General features: G+C 70.3%; 22 protein-coding genes and 1 pseudogene. 13 read left to right on the forward strand and 10 right to left on the reverse strand.

From position 1 onward, the window contains the following. On the reverse strand, positions 1 to 395 hold a 395-nt coding region (locus BJF77_RS15255), incomplete at its 3' end, for an SDR family NAD(P)-dependent oxidoreductase (RefSeq protein ID WP_139318603.1). Positions 396 to 632: 237 nt separating this feature from the next. Between BJF77_RS15255 and BJF77_RS22030 the strand changes: the two are divergent. From BJF77_RS22030 to BJF77_RS15275, 4 genes and pseudogenes are all read left to right on the forward strand, one after another. Then, positions 633 to 879 (forward strand): annotated as a pseudogene (locus tag BJF77_RS22030) (NAD(P)-dependent alcohol dehydrogenase); the annotation flags it as partial. Positions 880 to 1326: 447 nt separating this feature from the next. Then, the gene (locus BJF77_RS22035; protein WP_255396305.1) at positions 1327 to 1608 is read left to right on the forward strand and encodes a hypothetical protein; all 282 of its coding nucleotides are present in this window, start codon (positions 1327 to 1329) and stop codon (positions 1606 to 1608) included. 253 nt (positions 1609 to 1861) lie between these two features. Continuing rightward, positions 1862 to 2272 (forward strand): excalibur calcium-binding domain-containing protein, encoded by a 411-nt coding sequence (locus BJF77_RS15270; RefSeq protein WP_075872697.1) that lies wholly within the window; start codon positions 1862 to 1864, stop codon positions 2270 to 2272. 319 nt (positions 2273 to 2591) lie between these two features. Then, complete coding sequence (locus tag BJF77_RS15275) at positions 2592 to 2996, forward strand: nucleoside 2-deoxyribosyltransferase (protein ID WP_255396306.1); 405 nt, start codon at positions 2592 to 2594, stop codon at positions 2994 to 2996. 585 nt (positions 2997 to 3581) lie between these two features. Here BJF77_RS15275 and BJF77_RS15280 read toward each other — a convergent pair. Continuing rightward, the gene (locus tag BJF77_RS15280; protein WP_075872698.1) at positions 3582 to 3995 is read right to left on the reverse strand and encodes a helix-turn-helix domain-containing protein; all 414 of its coding nucleotides are present in this window, start codon (positions 3993 to 3995) and stop codon (positions 3582 to 3584) included. A 142-nt stretch (positions 3996 to 4137) separates the two neighbouring features. Between BJF77_RS15280 and BJF77_RS15285 the strand changes: the two genes are divergently transcribed. Both BJF77_RS15285 and BJF77_RS15290 read left to right on the forward strand, forming a co-directional pair. After that, on the forward strand, positions 4138 to 4782 hold the full coding sequence (locus BJF77_RS15285; RefSeq protein ID WP_075872699.1) for an NAD(P)-dependent oxidoreductase: 645 nt from the start codon (positions 4138 to 4140) through the stop codon (positions 4780 to 4782). A gap of 298 nt (positions 4783 to 5080) precedes the next feature. Beyond that, positions 5081 to 6205, forward strand: a complete 1125-nt coding sequence (locus BJF77_RS15290; RefSeq protein WP_075872700.1) for a calcium/sodium antiporter — start codon at positions 5081 to 5083, stop codon at positions 6203 to 6205. Positions 6206 to 6580: 375 nt separating this feature from the next. On the opposite strand, the gene BJF77_RS15295 is transcribed toward BJF77_RS15290, so the two are convergent. Next, complete coding sequence (locus tag BJF77_RS15295) at positions 6581 to 7477, reverse strand: LysR family transcriptional regulator (protein ID WP_075872701.1); 897 nt, start codon at positions 7475 to 7477, stop codon at positions 6581 to 6583. 24 nt (positions 7478 to 7501) lie between these two features. Beyond that, the gene (locus tag BJF77_RS15300) at positions 7502 to 8176 is read right to left on the reverse strand and encodes an SDR family NAD(P)-dependent oxidoreductase (protein ID WP_075872712.1); all 675 of its coding nucleotides are present in this window, start codon (positions 8174 to 8176) and stop codon (positions 7502 to 7504) included. A gap of 151 nt (positions 8177 to 8327) precedes the next feature. Here BJF77_RS15300 and BJF77_RS15305 point away from each other — a divergent pair, with 151 nt between their 5' ends. From BJF77_RS15305 to BJF77_RS15320, 4 genes are all read left to right on the forward strand, one after another. After that, on the forward strand, positions 8328 to 9164 hold the full coding sequence (locus BJF77_RS15305) for an aldo/keto reductase (protein WP_047801710.1): 837 nt from the start codon (positions 8328 to 8330) through the stop codon (positions 9162 to 9164). Between the two features lie 327 nt (positions 9165 to 9491). Continuing rightward, on the forward strand, positions 9492 to 10310 hold the full coding sequence (locus BJF77_RS15310) for an alpha/beta fold hydrolase (RefSeq protein WP_075872702.1): 819 nt from the start codon (positions 9492 to 9494) through the stop codon (positions 10308 to 10310). Between the two features lie 151 nt (positions 10311 to 10461). Further along, positions 10462 to 11265 carry an SDR family oxidoreductase gene (locus BJF77_RS15315; protein WP_047801707.1) on the forward strand — a complete coding sequence of 268 codons (804 nt, stop codon included), beginning with the start codon at positions 10462 to 10464 and terminating at the stop codon, positions 11263 to 11265. 116 nt (positions 11266 to 11381) lie between these two features. After that, entirely contained in the window at positions 11382 to 12059 is a 678-nt protein-coding gene (locus BJF77_RS15320) for a haloacid dehalogenase type II (RefSeq protein WP_075872703.1), read from the forward strand. 40 nt (positions 12060 to 12099) lie between these two features. Here BJF77_RS15320 and BJF77_RS15325 read toward each other — a convergent pair whose 3' ends face one another. Continuing rightward, on the reverse strand, positions 12100 to 13269 hold the full coding sequence (locus tag BJF77_RS15325; RefSeq protein ID WP_075872704.1) for an MFS transporter: 1170 nt from the start codon (positions 13267 to 13269) through the stop codon (positions 12100 to 12102). A 319-nt stretch (positions 13270 to 13588) separates the two neighbouring features. Between BJF77_RS15325 and BJF77_RS15330 the strand changes: the two genes are divergently transcribed. Beyond that, complete coding sequence (locus BJF77_RS15330; RefSeq protein ID WP_075872705.1) at positions 13589 to 14170, forward strand: TetR/AcrR family transcriptional regulator; 582 nt, start codon at positions 13589 to 13591, stop codon at positions 14168 to 14170. 260 nt (positions 14171 to 14430) lie between these two features. On the opposite strand, the gene BJF77_RS21120 is transcribed toward BJF77_RS15330, so the two are convergent. Continuing rightward, positions 14431 to 14772 (reverse strand): hypothetical protein, encoded by a 342-nt coding sequence (locus BJF77_RS21120; protein ID WP_222845016.1) that lies wholly within the window; start codon positions 14770 to 14772, stop codon positions 14431 to 14433. Next, a complete protein-coding gene (locus tag BJF77_RS21125; protein ID WP_222845017.1) occupies positions 14772 to 15176 on the reverse strand; it encodes a cyclopropane-fatty-acyl-phospholipid synthase family protein in 405 nt (134 codons plus the stop codon). Before BJF77_RS21125 ends, BJF77_RS21120 begins: the two co-directional genes overlap by 1 nt. 493 nt (positions 15177 to 15669) lie before the next feature. Between BJF77_RS21125 and BJF77_RS20630 the strand changes: the two genes are divergently transcribed. Together BJF77_RS20630 and BJF77_RS15345 are read left to right on the forward strand one after the other, a co-directional pair. Further along, the gene (locus tag BJF77_RS20630) at positions 15670 to 15822 is read left to right on the forward strand and encodes a hypothetical protein (RefSeq protein WP_158041283.1); all 153 of its coding nucleotides are present in this window, start codon (positions 15670 to 15672) and stop codon (positions 15820 to 15822) included. Positions 15823 to 15917: 95 nt separating this feature from the next. Beyond that, positions 15918 to 16481: a hypothetical protein gene (locus BJF77_RS15345; protein WP_075872709.1), complete on the forward strand. Its 564-nt coding sequence runs from the start codon at positions 15918 to 15920 to the stop codon at positions 16479 to 16481. A 211-nt stretch (positions 16482 to 16692) separates the two neighbouring features. Here BJF77_RS15345 and BJF77_RS15350 read toward each other — a convergent pair whose 3' ends face one another. From BJF77_RS15350 to BJF77_RS15360, 3 genes are all read right to left on the reverse strand, one after another. Further along, complete coding sequence (locus BJF77_RS15350; protein WP_255396308.1) at positions 16693 to 17565, reverse strand: SGNH/GDSL hydrolase family protein; 873 nt, start codon at positions 17563 to 17565, stop codon at positions 16693 to 16695. Positions 17566 to 17928: 363 nt separating this feature from the next. After that, positions 17929 to 18495: a TetR/AcrR family transcriptional regulator gene (locus tag BJF77_RS15355; protein ID WP_075872710.1), complete on the reverse strand. Its 567-nt coding sequence runs from the start codon at positions 18493 to 18495 to the stop codon at positions 17929 to 17931. 451 nt (positions 18496 to 18946) lie between these two features. Next, complete coding sequence (locus tag BJF77_RS15360; protein WP_047801700.1) at positions 18947 to 19252, reverse strand: DUF4193 domain-containing protein; 306 nt, start codon at positions 19250 to 19252, stop codon at positions 18947 to 18949. Positions 19253 to 19375 lie beyond the last annotated feature (123 nt).

Below are 19375 nucleotides of genomic sequence, written 5' to 3' on the forward strand. Positions count from 1 at the left end.
CCGCCCAGCTCGGCCACGGCGGTGGCGATCAGCTGCTCGCAGTAGGCCTTGTCGGTCACGTCCCCCGGCACGGCCACCGCCCGGCGCCCGGCCTGCTCGATGAGCTCCACGACCTCCCGGGCGTCGGCCTCCTCGGCGGGCAGGTAGGACAGCACCACGTCGGCGCCCTCCCGGGCGTAGGCGATCGCGGTGGCCCGGCCGATCCCGGAGTCCGCCCCGGTCACCACCGCCCTGCGGCCCTCCAGCCGCCCGGAGCCGCGGTAGCTGGACTCCCCGGAGTCCGGCTTCGGCGCCATCTCCTGCTGCAGGCCCGGACCCTCCTGCTGCTGCTCGAAGCTCTCGTCCGGGCCCGGGTACTGGGTGGTCGGATCCTGCATCGTGTACTGATCGGCCATGATCGCCTCCATATTCGTCAGGTTGCTTTCCAATCAACCTGTCACGCCCTGAGGGTCACGTCAACGGTTCCGGCTCGCCGCGAACACCTTCGAGCAGTGCACCAGTGGTGCGAGCGGTCTTCCTGTCGTACGCGGCAGGCGCTGGCTTCCTCTCCGTGCCCGACTCCCTGGACTTCGCCGCCGCCGCGCCGCTGCTGTGCGCCGGGATCACCACCTACTCCCTGCTGCGCCGCTGGGGTGCGGGCCCCGGCGGAGCCGCTGAGCCTGAACGTCTTCTCCCTGATCGGGGGCCGGTCGCACCTGCACCGGCTCGATGATCGGCGGCATCGCAGAGACCCAGGAGATGCTCGACTGCTGCGCCGGGCACGGCATCGTCCTCGAGACCGAGCTCATCGGCGCCTCCTCCATCAACGAGGCCTACCAGCGAGTGCTGGCCTCGGAGGTGCGCTACCGCTTCGTCATCGACACCGCCACCCTGGCCTGAGCCCACGCACCATGCGGACACGCTCCGTGGCACCGGCACCGGCACCGGCACCGGCACCGGCATCGCGGCCCGAGCCCGCTGTGCCGGTCGGGACAACACGCAGGCCTGGCCCTGCCGCCCTCGGCCTGCGCACCCGCCGCACGGCCGTGATGCTGCCGGCCGTGTTGACCGCGACTCCGACGGCCTGCAGCACCACCGGCTCTTCCCCGGAGCCCCGTCCGGCGTCGACCCCGGCCAGGAAGGAGGACACCGACGAGATCAGCACCCCATCCGCCGCAGCAGGCGTCCCGATCATCCTCGACATCGAGGGCACCGCGGTGACCGGAACCCTGTTCGACAACACCGCCGCACGCTCCCTGGCCGACCAGCTGCCCCCTGGAACTGACCGACCTTCTGGAGGAGCTCAACGCCGGGCGCACCATCACCGGGGACTAGCCTCTGCACGAGGTGAGGCGCCGGACGAGCCAGGAGGCCCTGCGCATCACCGGGGAGCTCGACGGCGGACACCGGGAGCCGGCCCGGGTGCGGGAGCTCTTGACCCAGCTGACCGGCAAGCCGATCGATGAGTCGGTGACGGTGTTCCCGCTCTTCCACGCCGACCTCGGCAAGAACATCACCCTCGGCACACGGGTCTTCATCATTTCCGGGTGCACCCTCCAGGACCAGGGTGGGGTGGTCATCGGCGACGACTGCCTGATCGGGGGCACAGCACGGTGCTGGCCACGCTGAACCACGACCTCGTTCTCAGCCGCCGGGCGGACATGCACCCGGCGCCCATCGTGATCGGGAACAACGTGTGGATCGGCTCCCGCACCACCGTGCTGCCGTCCGCTCCGCTGAAACCGCCCCGGAGATGCGCTACGGGTAGCCCGTCCGCATACCGACTTGTCACAAACGTGTTGCTGTCCTCGAATTCACGATTGTGAGCCAATTCATGGGTACGGTTCGAAGGTCATCACTGCTCGCGAAAGTTGAGAGACCCATGAGAAGAAGTGTTGCCGGCTCCGCCCTGATCGCTGCTGTCGGATTCTCCGCTCTGACCGCAGCCCCGGCCTCCGCCCTGTCGTTCCCGCTGTTCGAGAGCTGCGATGCCGCAGCGGGCGCGGGCGTCTACAACATTCCCGTCGGGGACCCCCGCTACACCCCGGAGCTGGACTCCGACGCGGACGGGGTGGCGTGCGAGAACGCCGACTACGCATACGTTCCGCTGCCTCCGGTCGGTGATGTCCCCACCGATCCGCAGATCGAGCAGATGCCGGTCGGCGGTGCGGACACCGGGGTGGCCATGGCCCCGGAGAAGTCCAACACCGGGATCGTCGCCCTCGGCCTCGTCGGACTCGGCGGTGCCGCCGGCGGCGTGGTGCTCGCCGGCCGCCGGAGCGTGCGCGCCTGACTCGCCCAGGGGCTGAACTGCCCCTGCGTTCTGGTCGGCGCGGAGCCGTTCAGCTGCGCTGAGCAGTCCGGGACTTCGCGGGCCCCGGCACCTGCAGGTGCCGGCCCGCGAAGTCGTGTCGCTTGGAAGCCGAGGCGGTTCAGCCTTCGCTGCCCGTGCAGTGCAGCAGGTCGTGGTGCCGGCGGGCGAGCTGGGAGCGGTGGTGGAGCAGGAAACAGGAGGGGCTCGTTGGCCGGCTCGTCCTCGTGCGTTAAGGCATGTTGCGTGGCGGCAACCCGTCTGGGCGCCTCACGCCATACGGTGTCTTGCACTACCACTGATGGCTGAGGTTGGGGAGTTGACGGCAATGGCGCCGAAGACCGTTTTTCTGGCTTTCGCGGAGCAGGACGAGTTGTTCCGGGATCTGTTCACCGCGCAATGGGCCCGGGCCGGGGATCAGGCCCGGTTCCTGGACTCGCCCGGAGACGGGACGTGCCCGGGCGAGTGGAAGAAGGACGTGCGGGAGCGGATCCGCGCCTGCGACGGAGTGATCGCGCTGGTCGGCGGCTACACGCCGGACTCGGCCGAAGCGTTGTGGCAGATCCGGTGCGCGGTGGATGCGGGCAAGCCGCTGCTGGGCCTGTGGGTGGAGACCGGGCACCGGGCGAAGCCGATGGAGATGGGCCCGGCGCGCTGTGAGTCCTGGACGTGGGAGAACATCGGAGACTTCATCAACCGGCTGTAGTCCGGAGCTCCCCGGAGTTCTCGGGTGGGCGGCGCCGATTCCGGTCACGCCCGCGCCCTGCAGGGGGATCAGCCCAGGAGGTCGTTGCCTCCCGGCTCTGCCGCGCAGCCATCAGGGTTCCGCCGGTGCACGCGGTGCGCTTCTCGTGGACCTGTGCTTCGGCACTGCCTTCTCTGGTGCGACGGTTTTCGACCCGCACCGCCTCCGGCGGAGCAGGGTGGAGGTGTGCGGCGGACGGCGTGCCGGTGTGAGCGGACGAGAAGGCAGGCACATGCAGGGGCGACTGTGCGTTCGTCGTCCCGGCATCCCAGGTGCACGGTTCGGCCCCGGGGCAACCCGCGTCTCCGGTGCGGGCCCACAGTGAGAGTGGGGTGCCTCTGTGCATCGACAAGAACCGGCACACCCTGGGGACCGCCCATGCGGGCCGCTGCACGCGTCTGTCGACGCCGGACGAATACTGAGCAGATGCAACGGTGACGAGAAAGCACTCCGCGTGGACACCACGTACCCTGGTGCCGGTCGAACCATGTGCAGGCAACAGCAGTGGTCTCCGTCCCACCTGGTTCGCAAGTGGCCCGCTACCGGTCATCGGGCCGGCTCGGGTGCCATCCCTCCGTGATGCTGTCCCGCCTGGTGGCCTGCGGTGTCGTAGCGCTGCCGTGCGGCGAGGATCGCCGGCATGTGCGTGGTGGCCCAGTCCTCCAGGGCCTTCAGCGGTTCCTGCAGGGTGTGCCCGGCCTCGGTGAGCTCGTACTCCACCCGCGGCGGGACCTGTGGGTGCACCGTGCGCGTCACCAGTCCGTCGCGCTGCAGAGCACGCAGCGTCTGGGTGAGCATCTTCTGAGACACGCCGTCGATCCGGGCGGCCAGCTGCGAGAAGCGCAACGGCCCGTCGTTCAGGGCGCCCACGACCAGGACCGTCCACCGATCACCGATCCGATCCAGCACCTGCCGTGACGGGCAGTGGCGGCTGTAGGGATCTGCGGCTTCCTCGCGCATGCGGTGTCCTTTCCAGTTACTGCGGCACCCATAACGTACTTTCAGGTGCCTACTTCCTCTCGGTGCGCTGGTTACTTAGGGTAACTGTTGGTGTTTCGCACCGGTAGATCTGTCATTTCCACTGTCGAAGGAGCAGCAACCCATGGCACGGATCAAGGTTCTCGGCGGCACCGGCTACGCCGGGTCGCACATCGTGGCCGAAGCGGTCGAACGCGGTCACGAGGTCACTTCCTACAGCCGCACCACCCCGGCCGCACCGGTCGAGGGCGCCACCTACGTCACAGGCTCCGTCTTCGACGACGCGTTCCTCGCCCAGGCCGTGACGGAGACGGACGTGGTCATCGAAACGCTCTCGCCCCGGGGAGAGCTCGAGGGCAAGCTCGAAGGCGTCGTCGACAAGCTCGCCGATCTGGCCCAGGACGCCGGAATCCGACTGGGGGTCATCGGCGGGGCCGGGTCCTTGCTGGTCGCCGAGGGCGGCCCGAAGCTGATGGACACCGAGGGCTTCCCCTCCGAGTTCCTGCCCGAGGTCCGGACCGGTGAGGCGCTGCTGAAGGCCCTGCAGGCCCGGCCCGAACAGCTGGACTGGTTCTACGTCAGCCCCGCCGCCGGATTCGGCGCCTTCGCCCCCGGACAGGCCACCGGCACCTACCGCGTCGGCGGCGACGTGCTGCTGACCGATGAGCAGGGCAACTCGTTCATCTCCGGGGCGGACCTGGCCACCGCCGTCGTCGACGAGATCGAGGCCCCGGCACACCGCCGCAGACGCTTCACCGTCGCCTACTGAGCGTGCAACCATCCGGGCCCCGATCCGGGGGCCGGGGCGCCACGGTCATGGCCGGCCCGACGGCTCCGATGCCCAGGGGTGCGGCCATGAAGTGCCGCGGCCAGTCATCGTCCATCGACCGGTCCGCGCCGATTCCTCAAGAGTTCCTCAACGGCCCGGCCAGCAGGATGCGGACGGATCGGAGTGCATCCCACCTCGGAATGGCCGCCCCGTACCGAGCGGGGGCAATGCACTCCACGTGAGGGAGCGGCGCGCACCGCGCCACGTGGGGGCGCCCGGGCTACGTACACTCCTGCCCATGGACCCTCTGGATGCAGGACGGATCGTGGCCGGGCTGGTGCTGCTGGTGCTGGGCGGGGAGTTCTTGGTGCGAGGAGCATCAGCCCTGGCCCGGCGTGTGGGCATCTCGTCCTTGGTGGTCGGGCTCACCGTGGTCTCGGCGGCCACCTCGGCACCGGAGCTGGCTGTGACCGTCGGGGCCGTCCTGCGCGATGAACCGGGGCTGGCCGTGGGCAACGTGGTGGGCAGCAACATCGTCAACGTCCTGCTGATCCTCGGGCTCTCCGCACTGGTTCTTCCCCTGGCCGTGAAGCAACGGCTGGTGCGGTTCGACCTGCCCCTGATGGTCGCCATGACGGTCGGGCTGCTGGTCGTGTCCCTCGACGGTCGGATCACCGCGGTGGATGGGCTGATCCTCTTCTGCGCTGTGGTCGCGCACACGGTGCTGACCGTGCTCCTCAGCAGGCGGAATGCGAGGTCCCCGGCCCGTGCCGCGAGCCCGGCCGGCGGCTCGTCCGTCCCCGATGCCGCCGGAGAGGCCGCGGAGCCGCCGCCTGCGTCGATCGGCAGGTCGCTGCTGCTGGTGGTGCTGGGGGTTGCCCTGCTGGTGGCCGGGGCGACGCTGCTCGTCGAAGGCGCGGTGAACATCGCCACCACGCTGGGGGTGAGCAGCCTGGTGGTCGGACTGACCGTGGTGGCCGTGGGGACGTCGCTGCCCGAGCTGGCGACCTCGATCATCGCGGTGCGCCGGGGCCAACGCGACCTGGCCGTGGGCAATGTGGTGGGCAGCAACATCTTCAACATCGGGGTGGTGCTCGGGCTGCCCGCTCTGATCGCTCCGGACGGCGTCCCCGTGTCCAGTGCCGCGGCGGCCCTCGACATGCCGGTGATGCTGGCGGCCGCCGTCGCGCTGCTGCCCATCGCGTTCACCGGGTTCGCGGTGGCCCGCTGGGAGGGCGCCCTCTTCGTCGCCCTGTACCTGGCCTACACCGGATATGTCGTCCTGGCCGCCACCGCACACGACGCACTGGAAGGGTTCACCGCGGTCATGGCCTGGTTCGTGCTGCCGCTGATCGCGGTGACCCTCGTCTCCTTCACCGCCTACGAGATCGGGCTGCGCCAGGGGCGCCGAACACCCGGCTGAACCACGGGCGCCTTTGGACGCACCCAGTCCGGGGGTGCCCGGCGAACGACCCGGCTCCGGCTGGCCGCACGGGGCGCCGGTTCACTGTCTGCTCCGGGGCCTTCTTCCTGCTGGCCGTCCCGTTCCCGCACCTGTCCGCGACAGCTCTCGTTGCCGGGGCGGCCTTCTTCACCGCGGCAGTGGCTGCGCTCGCCGCCACCGCCTGGCTCCGCGCCCTCGGCCCAGGACCGCTCGAACGGATCGTGGCACGCACGGCCGCACTCGGGGCAGGGCTGCGGCGGCAGCACCGCGCGCATGAGGTGGTGTGGAGGGTGGGCGTGCGCCACCTCGACGACCAGCTGCTGTGCGGCACGCAGCAGCCAGGTCCAGCGGCGACTACGGCTGGACCGCGAGATCCCCGCGGAAGGAGACGATCTCCGCCTGCGGAACGAACATGCTCGCGAACGCTCTCGCGGACGGCGACGGGTCGGAGCAGGTGGCAAGGTGCACCTCCCACTCCGGGGCGTCGGCGAGCGGCGTGTGCACGAGGTGCTGGGCTACCTGCTTCGCGGCGATCGACTCGGGCACCATCGCCATCCCGAAGCCGCGGGTGACAAGATCGACGAGCATGTGCACGTCGTTGGCCTCGACCATCGTGCGCCGTGTCACACCGGCGGCGGCGAGCGCTGCGTCGAGGACGCGCCGCGCCTCCCAGGTGTCACCGAAGTCGACGGTGCGGACATCCTGAAGATCCGCAAGCGACGTGTACGGCACGTCCGTGTGCGAGAGCGCGACGAACGGCTCTCGACGCAGCAGCAAGCTGTCGTGCACGGGGACGGACCCCGCCGGTGCGGCGATGAGAGCGACGTCGAGGCGCCCCTCGTCGAGCATCGGGGCAAGGCGTGAGCTCACGTCCTGGACGAACTCGAGATCGGCGGCCGGGTGCTCGCCTGCGAACGACGTCAGGATGTCGACGATGTCGACAGCGCCGCCGAGACACTGCTCGGCGCCGATGCGCAGCTCAGCGCGCCCGGGCTCGTCGCCGATGACCGCGCGCTGGGCCTCGCGCACCTGCTCGAGGATCCGCTCGGCCCGCGGCCGGAACGCCGCGCCCGGACTCGTCAGGGACGCGCCCTGGCGACCGCGCGTGAACAGCTGAGTCCCGAGCTCGCGCTCGAGCGAGCGGATCGACGCCGACAGTCCGGGCTGGGAGACGAACGAGCGCTCGGCCGCACGCGTGAAGCTGCTCTCCTCGGCGACGGCGATGAAGAACTCCAGCTGACGAACATCCATACCCGACACGTTAGTCGGGCTGGGTCAGTACGGCTGCGTCTCCAGCTCGGTGGCGAACACCCGCAGCTGGCTGCGCTGGGAGTGCATCTGCCACAGTTTCTCCGCGAGCACCTGCGGATCCTTCTGCTCGTCGCCCGGGATGATCGCGCCGGGGATGATGAGCTGGCCGACGTAGATCGGCTCGTCCTTCAGCGCCTGGTTCAGCATTTCGACGTATGCGGTCTCGCCGGCGAACCCGATCGAGGTGCCCGCGAAGTGCTGCACCGGCTGCACAGCGCTTCCGCCGTTGACGAAGAGCAGGGAGCCCTTCTTCAGCACGCGCATGCCCTGCAGCACCTGGTGCACGCCGGCGACGGGACCGTAGACCGAGAACTCGACGGCGGCCCTGATGTCCCCGACCGTGGACTCCAGGAGCGGTCGCAGGAACTCCTTCTGCGGCAGCGGGTTCCACGACAGCACCTCGATGAGGCCGAGGTCCTGGGTCGCCTGGTCGAGGGCCGCGACGAGGCTGTCGGTGTCGCGCACGTTCGCCGCGTAGCCCTTCGCGGTGAAGCCGTCAGCGACCAGGTCGGAGGCCAGCTGGTCGACCCGTTCCTGGTTCCGGGCGATGAGGGCCAGGCTGTAGCCCTCCCGGCCGAAGCGTCGGGCGAGCGCCTCGCCAAGGTTTCGTCCTGCTCCGATGATCGCGAAAGTCGTCATGCCGAACATGCTAGGTCGGATGCTCCTCGCCGGCGGTCAGCCGTTCGATAGCGATCTCCTATGGAACCAGCGAAATACGCCGCCGGCCGAGAACGGTTGTGCTTCGTGGCTGCGGGTTCCCGGAGCCGACCGCTGATGAAGGAGAACGTGCATGACTTCCGTCCCTGAGATCCGGATCGCCGATGATGTCAGCATCCCGCAGCTGGGCTTCGGCGTGTACCAGGTTCCGCCGGAGACGACCGAGGCGGCCGTGACGATGGCCCTCGAGGTCGGATACCGCCACGTGGACACGGCGCAGATGTACGGCAACGAGCAAGGCGTCGGCGACGCGCTCAGGGCCTCCGGTCTGAGCCGCGACGAGGTGTTCGTCACGAGCAAGCTCAACAACAGCTTCCACCGTCGTGACGACGCGCTGCGCGAGGCCGAGAAGAGCGTCGAGCGGCTCGGCGGCCCGATGGACCTGTTCCTCGTCCACTGGCCGCTGCCCACGATCGACGTCGACTACCTCGAGACGTGGAAGGCCATGATCGAGATCCGTGACGCCGGCCTGACCCGCGCGATCGGCGTCTCGAACTTCCAGGTGCCCCACCTCGACCGGATCATCGCCGAGACCGGCGTCAAGCCCGCTGTGAACCAGATCGAGGTCCACCCGTACCTGACCAATGAGACGGTGCGCGCCTACAACGCGGAGCAGGGCATCGCGACCGAGGCGTGGTCGCCCATCGCTCAGGGAGCGGTCCTCGACGACCCGGCGATCACCGCGATCGCCGAGCGCCTGGGCAGGACGACCGCTCAGGTCACGCTGCGCTGGCACCTCCAGCGCAACGACATCGTGTTCCCCAAGTCCGTCACCCGCTCGCGTGTCGAGGAGAACTTCCAGCTCTTCGACTTCGAGCTCACCGACGCGGACATCCAGGCGATCACGGCGCTGAACAAGGACGAGCGCACGGGCCCGGACCCCGACACGTTCGACTACGTCCCCGCGTAACCGGCGCGCCGGCGCCGCGTCCAGCGGCTCAGGGCCGCCCGACGGCGACGCCGACGGGACGTGATGCGGCGGTTGCCGCCGCGGTTTCCCGCGGTGCTCGGCTGGGACGTCGTCGGCACGCTCATGGACGTGGCCCCGCCCTGGCAGCAGGCGCGCGGGCGGCGGGAGGTGCACCGACAATTCTGCGTGCCGCAGGGGCTGGCCGGGTTTTCTCGTGCGCAGGATGCCCGTAGGGTGCAAAGCAAGCTGATTGATTCCCCACGTGAGGATCGGTGATCCCGACACCGTCGGATTCACGATCTGCGCACTGGAACAGGAGATCACCACATGACCCATCTCGTATCCCGCGAACACGTCGAGGTGGACGGCGCCCAGCTGTCCTACCTGGCCGCCGGGGACCCGTCGGCCCGGCCCCTGCTGCTGCTCCACGGCACCTTCTGGAGCCGGGTGTGGCAGCCGGTGCTGCCGGCCCTGGGCGAGGCCGCCCGGTGCCTGGCCCTGGACCTGCCCGGCTTCGGTGCCAGCGGCGGAGAGCTCGACGTCGAGCACGCCAATGTCCCGGCCCTGGCCGACACGGTGCTGGCCGCGGCGGACGCCCTGGGGCTGGAGGAGTTCGACCTGGCCGGCCACGACATCGGCGGCGGGATCGCCCAGCACGTGGCCGCGACCAGCGGGCGGGTGCGGCGGCTGGTGCTGATGAACTCGGTGATGTTCGACTCCTGGCCGGTGCCGGCGGTCGAGCGCTTCCGGGACCCGCAGGTGCGGACGGCCACCACTGTGGAGGACCTGCTCACCGCTCGGGCCGCTTCCACCCGTGGCAGCGTGGCCCGGGAGCTGGGGGAGGAGGAGCTGGCCGACTATCTGACGCCGTGGCGGGATGCGGCCCGGGTCCGGTCCTGGACGGCGCTGGCCGCGGCAGCGGACCCGCGGTACACGATGGACCTGGTGCCGGCCCTGCAGGAGGCGGCTCTGCCCACCCGTCTGGTGTGGGGCCGCGACGACGACTTCCAGAAGGTCGGCTACGCCCGCCGCTACGTCGAGGAGATCCCGGGCTCGGACCTGGTGGAGGTGGACGGCAAGCACATCCCCACCGAGGACTCCCCCGCCGCGGTCGCCGAGGCGATGGCGGAGCACCTCGCCGACTGAGTCGTGCCGGCTCGCCGGTTCCACGGTGGCATGCCGCCACCGCCGTGCGGTGCAGCCCGCGTCGGCCTCTCCGGTACGGCCACCCATCCCTGCCGGATCTGCACCTGAAGACCGTTCTTGCCCTGTCCCAATCTGACCGGAGGTAACCCTCATGGATTTGAACAACCGATCGATCCTGCTCACCGGTGCCGGCAGCGGTATCGGCCGCGCCCTGGCCTTGGACCTGGCCCAGTACTCGCCACGCCTGGCGCTGGTGGGCCGGCGCTCCGAGCCCCTGGAGGAGGTCGCGGCGCTGGTGCGTGAGAAGGGTGGTGAGGCGGTGGTGATCCCTGCCGACCTGACCGCTGACGGCGCCCCGGCCCGGGTCGCTGCTGCGGCCCAGGAGCAGCTGGGTGGGATCGACGTGCTGATCAACAACGCCGGCAACGTCCGCGCCGGCCGGCTGGAGGCGATCGAGGAGTCCGAGGTGCTGGCGCAGATCGCGCTGAACCTCACCGCCCCGATTCTGCTCACCCGTGCGGCCCTGCCGGCGCTGCGGGCCTCGGGCGAGGGGCTGGTGGTCAACGTCTCCTCCGGGTTCGGTCTGCTGGGGATGGCGTTCTACGCGACCTACGGTGCGACCAAGGCCGGGATCGCCCACTTCGGTGAAGCCCTGCGCCGGGAGCTGTACGGAGAAGGCGTGCACGTGCTCAACGTCTTCCCCGGCGCCACGGACACCCCCATGATGGAAAGCTCCGAGGCCGAAGCCCAGCACGGCTTCGACTACGAGAGCCCCGAAGAGGTGGCGGCCGCGACGGTGGCGGGCATGATCGGCGGAGAGATCAACGTGGTGCGCGGGGGGTCCATGGGTCAGATGCTCACCCGCAACCGAGAGGACCCGGCCGGCGTGGACCGGATGCTCGCCGAGGGCAAGGACGAGCTGGAGAAGGTCGTGGCCGACCACTCCAGCCTCTGATCTCCGAACAGGGACCGGCCACAGTGCCGTCGGGCCTTTCCTGCTCGGCGTAGGCTCGGCGGCACATCGCCCCGCCCGGGGCGGTGTGCCGCACCGACGAGGATTGAGGCAGAAGCATGGTGACCAGCCCGGACCTGATCGTGTTCGATGTGAACGAGACCCTCTCCGACATGGCGCCGCTCGGCGAGGCGTTCGCTCAGGAAGGAGCTCCGGCGGGCCTGGCGGCCACGTGGTTCGCCGGCATCCTGCGCGACGGCTTCGCGGTGACGGCTGCCGGGGGCAACGCGGCCTTCGCCGAGATCGCCCAGGACAGCCTGCACCGGTTGCTGAGTGCACACGGGGTCACCGCGCCGGGTGAGTCCGTCGAGCGGATCATGGGCACCCTGAAGAGCCTGAACGTGCATCCTGACGTGGTGCCCGGAGTGGAAGCCCTGCGTCAGGTCGCCGAGCTGGTCACCCTCACCAACGGGGCCACCCAGGTCGCCGAGTCGCTGCTGAGCAGTGCCGGGGTCCGGGAACACTTCTCCGAGCTGCTCAGCGTCGAGGACGCCCCGGCGTGGAAACCGGCCCGGTCCTCCTACGACTACGCCGTCACCCACCGCGGCACGGACCCGCAGAAGATGCTGTTGATCGCGGTGCACCCCTGGGACATCCACGGCGCCCACCAGGCCGGGCTGCGCACCGCCTGGATCAACCGGACCGGGGCCCGGTATCCGGTCTACTTCGCCCGCCCCGATCTGGAGGCTGCGGACCTGCCTGCGCTGGCGGCGCAGCTCACCGCCGTGGGCGGCTGAGACCTGGCCCCGTCACACGGTGGCCTGAAGCAGTCAGCGTTCACGGTCCGGTTCGGGCCGTGGTGGCCCCGCGCCAGGCCCCGTGCAGCATCAGTGCCACCCCGCTGAGCAGCGACACCGCGGCGGTGAGGACGAGCAGCGCCCCCAGGCCCAGGCCGGGAATGATCGCACCGGCGACGGCCGGGGCGGCGACGGAGCTGGTGGCTCCCACGACCAGGCAGGCCGTGAACGCCGCGCCCGCACGGTCGGGCACCAGCTCGGCGGTCCAGACCGCGAGCACCGCCGATCCTGTCATGTACCCGGCCCCGAAGATGCACGCCGAGGCCATGGTCGCGGCCAGTGAGTCGCTGGCCAGGCCGAGCAGCGCCAGCGCCGCGCCGACCGTGACGAGGCTCAGCGCGGCAACCCGCAGACTGCCCATGCGTTGCGCGAGCGCCCCGGTCGCCACCCCGACCATGCCGGTGAGGCCGATGGCCGCGTACAGGGCCGGGACGGCTGCCGCTGGCAGGGTGCCGCGGTCGAGGGAGTCGGCGGCGTAGGTGAAGTAGATGACGACGACCGCGAAGTAGACGACGGAGTAGACGGCTGGGACCCGTAGCGCTGCCGCCGGCTCGGAGGCACCGCTCTGTGCGTTCGACCGTGGAGCCGGTCCGGTGCGGGGCACCAGGCGGAGGTTCACGACTGCGGCGGCCACCGCGGCCAGGGCGATGCCGGCCCAGACCAGGCGCCAGGAGCCCAGTGCGGCCAGAACGGCCAGGCCGCCCAGCAGCAGCAGGCCACCGCTGGTGCCGGTCGTGATGATCGCCAGCGCTCGTGGTTGCTGCCGCGCGGGCACCGCACGGGTCACGATGTCGGAGTAGGGCGCCCAGACCCAGCCACCGGCACTGCCGGCCAGGACGACGCCGACGGCCAGCAGCCAGGGGGACTGCGCGGAGGTCACGATCACCGCACCGGCGGCACCGCAGGCCCCGCCCACGGTCGTCGGAGCGCGCGAACCGTGGCGGGCCGCGAGCCTCCCGGCGAGCAACAGGCCGGCCAGGTATCCCGCGAACGTGGCGCTGGAGACCAGCCCGAGCATCAGCTCGGAGAGCTCCAGGTCCTCCCGGACGCCGGGCAGCGTCAGGCCGTAGGCGTACCGGGCCATGCCGAAGGCGACCCCGACCACCGCCGCTCCGGCCAGTCCGATCCGGTTGCCTGCGTAGAGTGTCATGCATGCCTCCTTGTGGTGCGGCGTGCACCGGTGCCGCTGCCGGACGCGGCGGAATCGGCCTCGCAGGTCCCTCGGCCTGGCCGCTCATCGAGGTGCTGGGGCGGAAGGACCCGCGAGCTGCTCGGACCGGCCACCCGGCCGTGAGGTCGCCTCGACGGTTCACCAGAGCCCCGGGCCGTCCCGGAGATCGCCGCGGTCAGCGTCAGACCGCTGGGCACCAGAGCGCGCATCGCCCCTCCTTCCCGAATTTCGCCGTTCAGAACGCTCCTTACGCTACATCCAAACGACCGTTCTGGAAGGAGGTCCCTACACTGGGAGGGTGACGACTGCCCGGAGACTCCCCGCGCGCGACCGGCTGCTCCAGGCGGCCGACCGCGTGCTGTTCGACCGCGGCATCCGCACCACACCGGTTGATGAGCTGCTGCGCGAGGCAGAAGTCTCCGCCGCCACCCTGTACGCGCACTTCGGCAGCAAGGACGCCCTGGTCGCCGAAACGCTGCGGGGCCGGCTGGCGGACTGGCGGGCGGTCTGGGACCAGCACATCGTGGCGGCCGGCGATGACATGGCCCGGCTGCTGGCGGTGTTCGACGCCCTGGTCTCCTACCGGGGCGACCAGCGCCACCCGTCACGCTGGTGCGCCTTCCTGGCCGCGGCCACCGAGCTCCCGGAGGCACCCGACGAGATCACCGAGGTCCTGGCCGCGGACACCGCCCTGCTCGCCGACCGGCTCCTGCACCTGTCCCGCCCGCTCGCCGGGGACCGTGCCCAGGAGCTGGCCGACGAGGTCCTGGTGGCCTACAGCGGAGCCCTGGCCGCCTTCCTGCGCGGCAGCCCCCGGTCCCCGATCGAGGTCGGCCGCCGCCTGGCCCGCTCAGCGGCCGAGGCCCACCGCCGCACCTGACCTGTTCGTCGGACGGTCCCGTCCCAGCACATGCGGGGCCACCGCCACCATCGATGGGAGGAAGGTCCTGCCCCCTGCGGTGCACGCATGGCTGGTGAGCGGTCGTCACACGAGGCCGACACTGAAGGGGACTGCCGCACCGATAGGTGACAAGGGGTCTCATGCCGTGGGAGTCACGGCGGGCTTCATCAAGGTCTCGTACGCGACCGGCCCATCGAGCCGACCGAGGTGTCGTCTCGGCATGTAGCAGTCCCGAGAACTCAACGCTTCATCAGAGCGAAGACTCCCCAGCCGAGATACTCACGTGTGGAGCGTGCATACCGAGCAGGCTCGGCGGTGAGTTCTTCCCGTACCTCGGTGGCCAGCTCGTCCTCCGGGTTCTGGTCGAGCCAACGGCGCAGGTTGAGCCACTGGGCCGCGGTGTAGCGGTCCCAGCTGTCCGGGTCGGCCAACATCATCTCCACGACGTCGTATCCGAGATCCCGGAACTGTGCCATCAGTTCCGGCAGGAGCAGGAAATCATCGATGCCGGTGGCGTGGCATGCCTGAGCGGTCTCCTCGTCCGGTGGGATCCGCCGCCAGTAAGGCTCGCCGATCAGCATCAGCCTCCGGGGCGGAGGCTGCGCTCGAGCAACTCGGCGGTGCCGGCGACGCCGTTGCCGATCCAGGTGGCACCGACACAAGCGGCGAGGTCGACCGGCTGGTCCGCGACGTGGCCGGCTGCGTCGCCGTGGACGAACAGGACCCGGTCGGCGACGCCGAGTTCGGTGGCGCGGGCCTGGGCCTGCTCGGTGAAGACCGTGCTGATGTCCACCCCGGTGCCGGTGAAACCCAGGTCGCGCGCCCAGGTGCACAGCATCTCGCCCGAGCCGCTGGCCAGGTCGAGCACCCGTGTCCCGGGGGCGAGATGGAGTGATTCACCCAGGGCTGCGAGCTTCTGCGCGGTCAGCGGGTTGTGGATCCGGTGCGTGCTCTCACGAATGGTGAAGATGCGGGGAAGGTCCATGGCCAGATCTTTCCCGGCATGCCGTGCGATGGGAAGAGCGGTGGGGCGGCCGCACCGATGGGTGACGGGTTGTCACCTATCGCCGTATCCGTCCGGAGGGCGAGGCGCGGTCCCTTGTTTGCCCTCGTCATATATGGGGGATCTGGGTGATGCGCTGACTGAGCGGCCGGGTCTGGCTTTACGGTTGTCATAGCAGGTCAGCGCCGGATGGACAGAGGCGCTGGGTGTGGTCATCGGGGCGGAATGGCCAGGTGCTCGAGAGGGAGCCTGTGGCGTCGGGTGTGCAGCGCGGAAGCCACTGGACCTCCCCGAACGGCTCACTGGTGATGCTCGCGGTGACCGCCTCGCAGGATCTGGGGGGATCCAAGATGAAGCAGTCCTGGTTCGAGCGGGTGCCCACCGGCGCCTGCGCGAGGATGCCGGCAGCCAACGGGGTGGCAGGTGCAGGGGCGGATCACGCCGTCCGTGCCTCGATCCTCCGGCGGTCGAGGCCGTGACTACCGCGGCGGCTCAGCCGATGTTCTCCTACGCCCAGAAGTACCCGCGTCCACCCGGTGACGTCGACGGCGACGGCCGCGACGTCGTCGTCGGGGTCGGGTGCTCGGCCACCACCGTGCGCCTGTCCTGGGTCTGCCGTCAGCGATGAGCGCTTGATGGTTCTTCCGCAGTTCACATGGACCCGGGCCCTGCTCGATCTGTCAAGGTCCGGGCATACTCCGAGGCGGTGCCGTGGATAGTGTGATGCTCCCTGTCGACTCTCTGGTGTGGCACGAGGTGTGCGAGAGTGCACGCCTCCAGAAGCTCGTGGCCGACATCCGCGTGGACCGGGTCCGTGTACCGGTGCACGTCACCTCTGACGCGTGCCCGGTGATTCTCGACGGCGCACACCGGTCTCGCGCTACCGACCTGCTGGGTGAGGCCCTGGTGCCCGCCCATGTCGTGCCGGTGCCCTGCGACTTTCTCGTGCCCGGCTGGGTCCATGCCTTTGATGTGCCTCCGCTCATCGCGGGACTTGGGTCGGAGGGGTTCGTCGTCGGCTTCCTCACCAGCGGGGGAGTGCGCCGGCCGGTGTACGCGCTGGGAACGAGCCTGTCAGCGCTCTTCGACAGTTACTGGACGGTTGCCAACAGCTATGCCGGTCGCCCGTACGCCCGCCTGGACTTCGTTCCCGAGGACCGTGCGTCGTTCGAGTGGCGCCTGCCGTCGTGGCGAGTCGTCCGGGAGATGACGACCACCCTCGGTCCTCTGCCCGCAGGAGTGACGCGGTTCGGGCCGCTCATCGCTGCTCGGTGCCCGTCGTGCTAGCGGTCCGTCGTGGAAGTCGTTGCGCGGCTGGAGTCCCCATGAACTTCGCTCTGGTCTCGGCCCGCGCCCAGGAACCGGACCATCATGGCGAGGGCCGGCCAGTCAGAGTTTCTCCACGCTGATGGTGGAGCGGGTTGCGCGGACGGTCACGGATGCTGCGTGACGTCGAGCGCTGAAGACGGACGGGCCGAACCGGTGCCGGCTCGTGATCTCAGGATCCGGGGCCGTCCGGGCGCCGGTCGGTGCCCAGGGGCGCCCCCGGGCTGAGTGCGAGGTCGGCGAAGCGCCGGCCGATCCGCCGGTGCGTGGTGGCGTCGGGGTGGAGGGCGTCGGGCAGGGGGAGTTCCCGCGCGTCGGACTCTCCGTAGAGCTCGCGGCCGTCGAGGTAGAACAGGTGCGGATCCTCGTGCGCCCGCTCCGTGACGATCCGTGCCAGGTGCTCGCGGACGACCGTCAGGGTGAGCTTGCCGGCGGCGACCTCGCCGGGGTCGCCGGTCGCCTGGAAGCGCACGTCACCCCTGGCCAAGGCTTCCGGGTCGAAGGCGCCGGGTCCTGGGGTGTGTTCGTGGATCGGGCACAGGATGGGGGAGATCACCAGCAGCGGGGTGTGCGGGTGGCCGTCGCGGATCGTGTCGAGGAACCCGTGCACCGCGGGGCCGAAGGCCCGCAGCCGCATCAGGTCGAGATTGACCAGGTTGATGCCGACCTTGACGCTGATCAGCTCGGCCGGGGTGTCGGCGATGGTGCGAGCGGTGAACGGGTCGAGCAGCGCGCTGCCCCCGAAGCCGAGGTTGAGCAGATTGAGGCCGGCGCGCCGCGCGGCGACCGCCGGCCAGGTGCCGGTGGGATGCACCGCGTTCGAACCGTGGCTGATCGAACTGCCGTGGTGCACCCACACCGGGCGCGGGTCCCGGATCGGCCGGACGGGGGCGTCGGAGCGGATCTCGACCAGTTCCACGGTCTCGTTGTGCGGCAGCCACAGCTCGACCGTCTTGGGCCCCTGGGGCAGGTCGTCGAAGACGACGCCGCCGATCTCGCCCGGCACGAGCCGGCGGTCGCCGGTGGCCATGTCGATGCTCACCACGGTCGCGGCCTCGAGTTCGGCCTGCCGGGCGTGGTGGCCGTCGATGAGCAGATCGAAGACGCCGGCAGGGCGTGGCGGCGCTCCTTCGTACCGGAAGCGTGTGGCGCGCCCCCGGAGCTCGACGCGGTTCGCCTCGGTCGCGAAGAGCAGCCGCGCTCCCGAGGCTGGGACTCGGCCATGGCCAGCTGCGGGTCCTGTGCCTGGTTCCTGGCCCGGGCGGGGAGGCGGTGCGGGATCACCCCGTCGTCCGTGCGCTCCAGCTCTAGGACGCCGTGGAGGAGCTCCTCGGTGACGGGTGCGGTGCAGTGTCGGTCGGGGATCGGCATGGTGCTCCCGTGGTGTGTCGTGTCCGGCAATGGCGGTTCAGGAACCGGGCCAGTGGCGCAGGGTGTGGTCGAGGACCTCGAGGATGCGCTTCCAGCTGGCCTGGCTGTCCGGCGCGCTGTGGCTGAAGCCCGTGCTGAGCTCCAGCGTGACGTAGCCCAGGAAGGTGCTGCCGAGCAGCCGCACCGCATGGGGCTGCTCGGACTCGGGGACGGCATAGCCGCGCAGGACGGCCCGGGTCAGCGCCGCGTGCCGTGGCCCGGCGCTGACCATGGCGGTGTCGCTGTCCAGCGGGAACCGGGCGGCGGCGAAGCGTCCGGGGTGCTCGTGGGCGTAGTCGCGGTACACGTTGCCGAGCGCGGCCAGTGCGTCGGACCCGGACCGCCCCGCCAAGGACTCCGATGCCCGCTGGGCCAACTCCTCCAGGGCCCGCAGCGCCATCCTCGTCCTCAGGTCGTGCAGGTCCTCGATGTGCGAGTACAGGCTGGCCGAGCGCACCCCGACGTGCCGGGCCACCGAGGAGACGGTGACGTGGGCGAAGCCAGTGGTGTCCGCCAGGTCGAGAGCGGCCTCGACGATCCGTTCGGGAGAAAGACCTGCCCGCATCCCAACCTTCAATCACTCAATGTTTTCCTATAACTCGTAGGTTAGCATCGAGGTGCTGGAGGTGCGTCCTCCGGGGAGGTCCCGCCCGGGGACCAACACCGTCCAGCTCGCACGGGGAGTCGGAGTGATTCTCGGGCCGCTGATCTTCGCGATGTCCATCTCCTCCTGCATGAGCAGCCTGGCCACCAGGGACTCGGGTGCGGCGATCGTGCGGGTCGTCTTCGACGTCCCCCTCGCCGCCCGCTCGCCGCGATGCAGCTGTTCCGCTCCGGCTCCGTCGTCTACGGTGACGGGCTCGCCCCACGAGCCGTGCTGCCCCGGACGAAGGCCGCCGACAGCTTGTGAGCGGCCGTCCCGCTGAGCAGGGAACGGCGCAATGACGACGGCGCGGGCCCCGGCACCTTCAGGTGCCGGGGCCCGCGCCGTCGTGTCGCACGGGAGCCGAGAAAGTTCAGCTCTCGCAGTCGGTGCAGTACAGCAGCCCGTCGTGCTGGCGGGCGAGCTGGGAGCGGTGGTGGACCAGGAAGCAAGAGGCGCAGGTGAACTCGTCGGCCTGCTGCGGCACCACGGCCACGGTGAGCTCCTCGTGGGAGAGGTCAGCACCGGGCAGGTCGATGCCCTCGGCGGTGTCGGCGTCCTCGAGGTCGATCGAGGGGACCTGGGTCGTCGTACTGGTACGGGCCCGGATCGCCTCCAGGGACTCGTTGGCCGGCTCGTCCTCGGGGCGGGTGCGCGGGGTGTCGTAATCGGTGGCCATGCGCGGAAGCATGCTCCTTCACAAGGAATCAGCGGGGAGTGGACACCGACCAGAACCCCTCGAGCGCCGCCGGTATTCCAGAGGGTCATTGTCGGCGTTCGTCCTGCTGACGGTGCGCCAACC

It is taken from the genome of Kocuria sp. CNJ-770 (assembly GCF_001942375.1).
Classification (GTDB): domain Bacteria; phylum Actinomycetota; class Actinomycetes; order Actinomycetales; family Micrococcaceae; genus Kocuria; species Kocuria oceani.

Excerpts from the sequence above, each read along its gene's own strand:
- BJF77_RS15270 (WP_075872697.1), top strand. The coding sequence starts at position 1,862 with ATGAGAAGAAGTGTTGCCGGCTCCGCCCTGATCGCTGCTGTCGGATTC.
- BJF77_RS15275 (WP_255396306.1), top strand. The coding sequence starts at position 2,592 with ATGGCTGAGGTTGGGGAGTTGACGGCAATGGCGCCGAAGACCGTTTTT.
- BJF77_RS15280 (WP_075872698.1), bottom strand. The coding sequence starts at position 3,995 with ATGCGCGAGGAAGCCGCAGATCCCTACAGCCGCCACTGCCCGTCACGG.
- BJF77_RS15285 (WP_075872699.1), top strand. The coding sequence starts at position 4,138 with ATGGCACGGATCAAGGTTCTCGGCGGCACCGGCTACGCCGGGTCGCAC.
- BJF77_RS15290 (WP_075872700.1), top strand. The coding sequence starts at position 5,081 with ATGGACCCTCTGGATGCAGGACGGATCGTGGCCGGGCTGGTGCTGCTG.
- BJF77_RS15295 (WP_075872701.1), bottom strand. The coding sequence starts at position 7,477 with ATGGATGTTCGTCAGCTGGAGTTCTTCATCGCCGTCGCCGAGGAGAGC.
- BJF77_RS15300 (WP_075872712.1), bottom strand. The coding sequence starts at position 8,176 with ATGACGACTTTCGCGATCATCGGAGCAGGACGAAACCTTGGCGAGGCG.
- BJF77_RS15305 (WP_047801710.1), top strand. The coding sequence starts at position 8,328 with ATGACTTCCGTCCCTGAGATCCGGATCGCCGATGATGTCAGCATCCCG.
- BJF77_RS15310 (WP_075872702.1), top strand. The coding sequence starts at position 9,492 with ATGACCCATCTCGTATCCCGCGAACACGTCGAGGTGGACGGCGCCCAG.
- BJF77_RS15315 (WP_047801707.1), top strand. The coding sequence starts at position 10,462 with ATGGATTTGAACAACCGATCGATCCTGCTCACCGGTGCCGGCAGCGGT.
- BJF77_RS15320 (WP_075872703.1), top strand. The coding sequence starts at position 11,382 with ATGGTGACCAGCCCGGACCTGATCGTGTTCGATGTGAACGAGACCCTC.
- BJF77_RS15325 (WP_075872704.1), bottom strand. The coding sequence starts at position 13,269 with ATGACACTCTACGCAGGCAACCGGATCGGACTGGCCGGAGCGGCGGTG.
- BJF77_RS21120 (WP_222845016.1), bottom strand. The coding sequence starts at position 14,772 with ATGCTGATCGGCGAGCCTTACTGGCGGCGGATCCCACCGGACGAGGAG.
- BJF77_RS21125 (WP_222845017.1), bottom strand. The coding sequence starts at position 15,176 with ATGGACCTTCCCCGCATCTTCACCATTCGTGAGAGCACGCACCGGATC.
- BJF77_RS15345 (WP_075872709.1), top strand. The coding sequence starts at position 15,918 with ATGCTCCCTGTCGACTCTCTGGTGTGGCACGAGGTGTGCGAGAGTGCA.
- BJF77_RS15355 (WP_075872710.1), bottom strand. The coding sequence starts at position 18,495 with ATGCGGGCAGGTCTTTCTCCCGAACGGATCGTCGAGGCCGCTCTCGAC.
- BJF77_RS15360 (WP_047801700.1), bottom strand. The coding sequence starts at position 19,252 with ATGGCCACCGATTACGACACCCCGCGCACCCGCCCCGAGGACGAGCCG.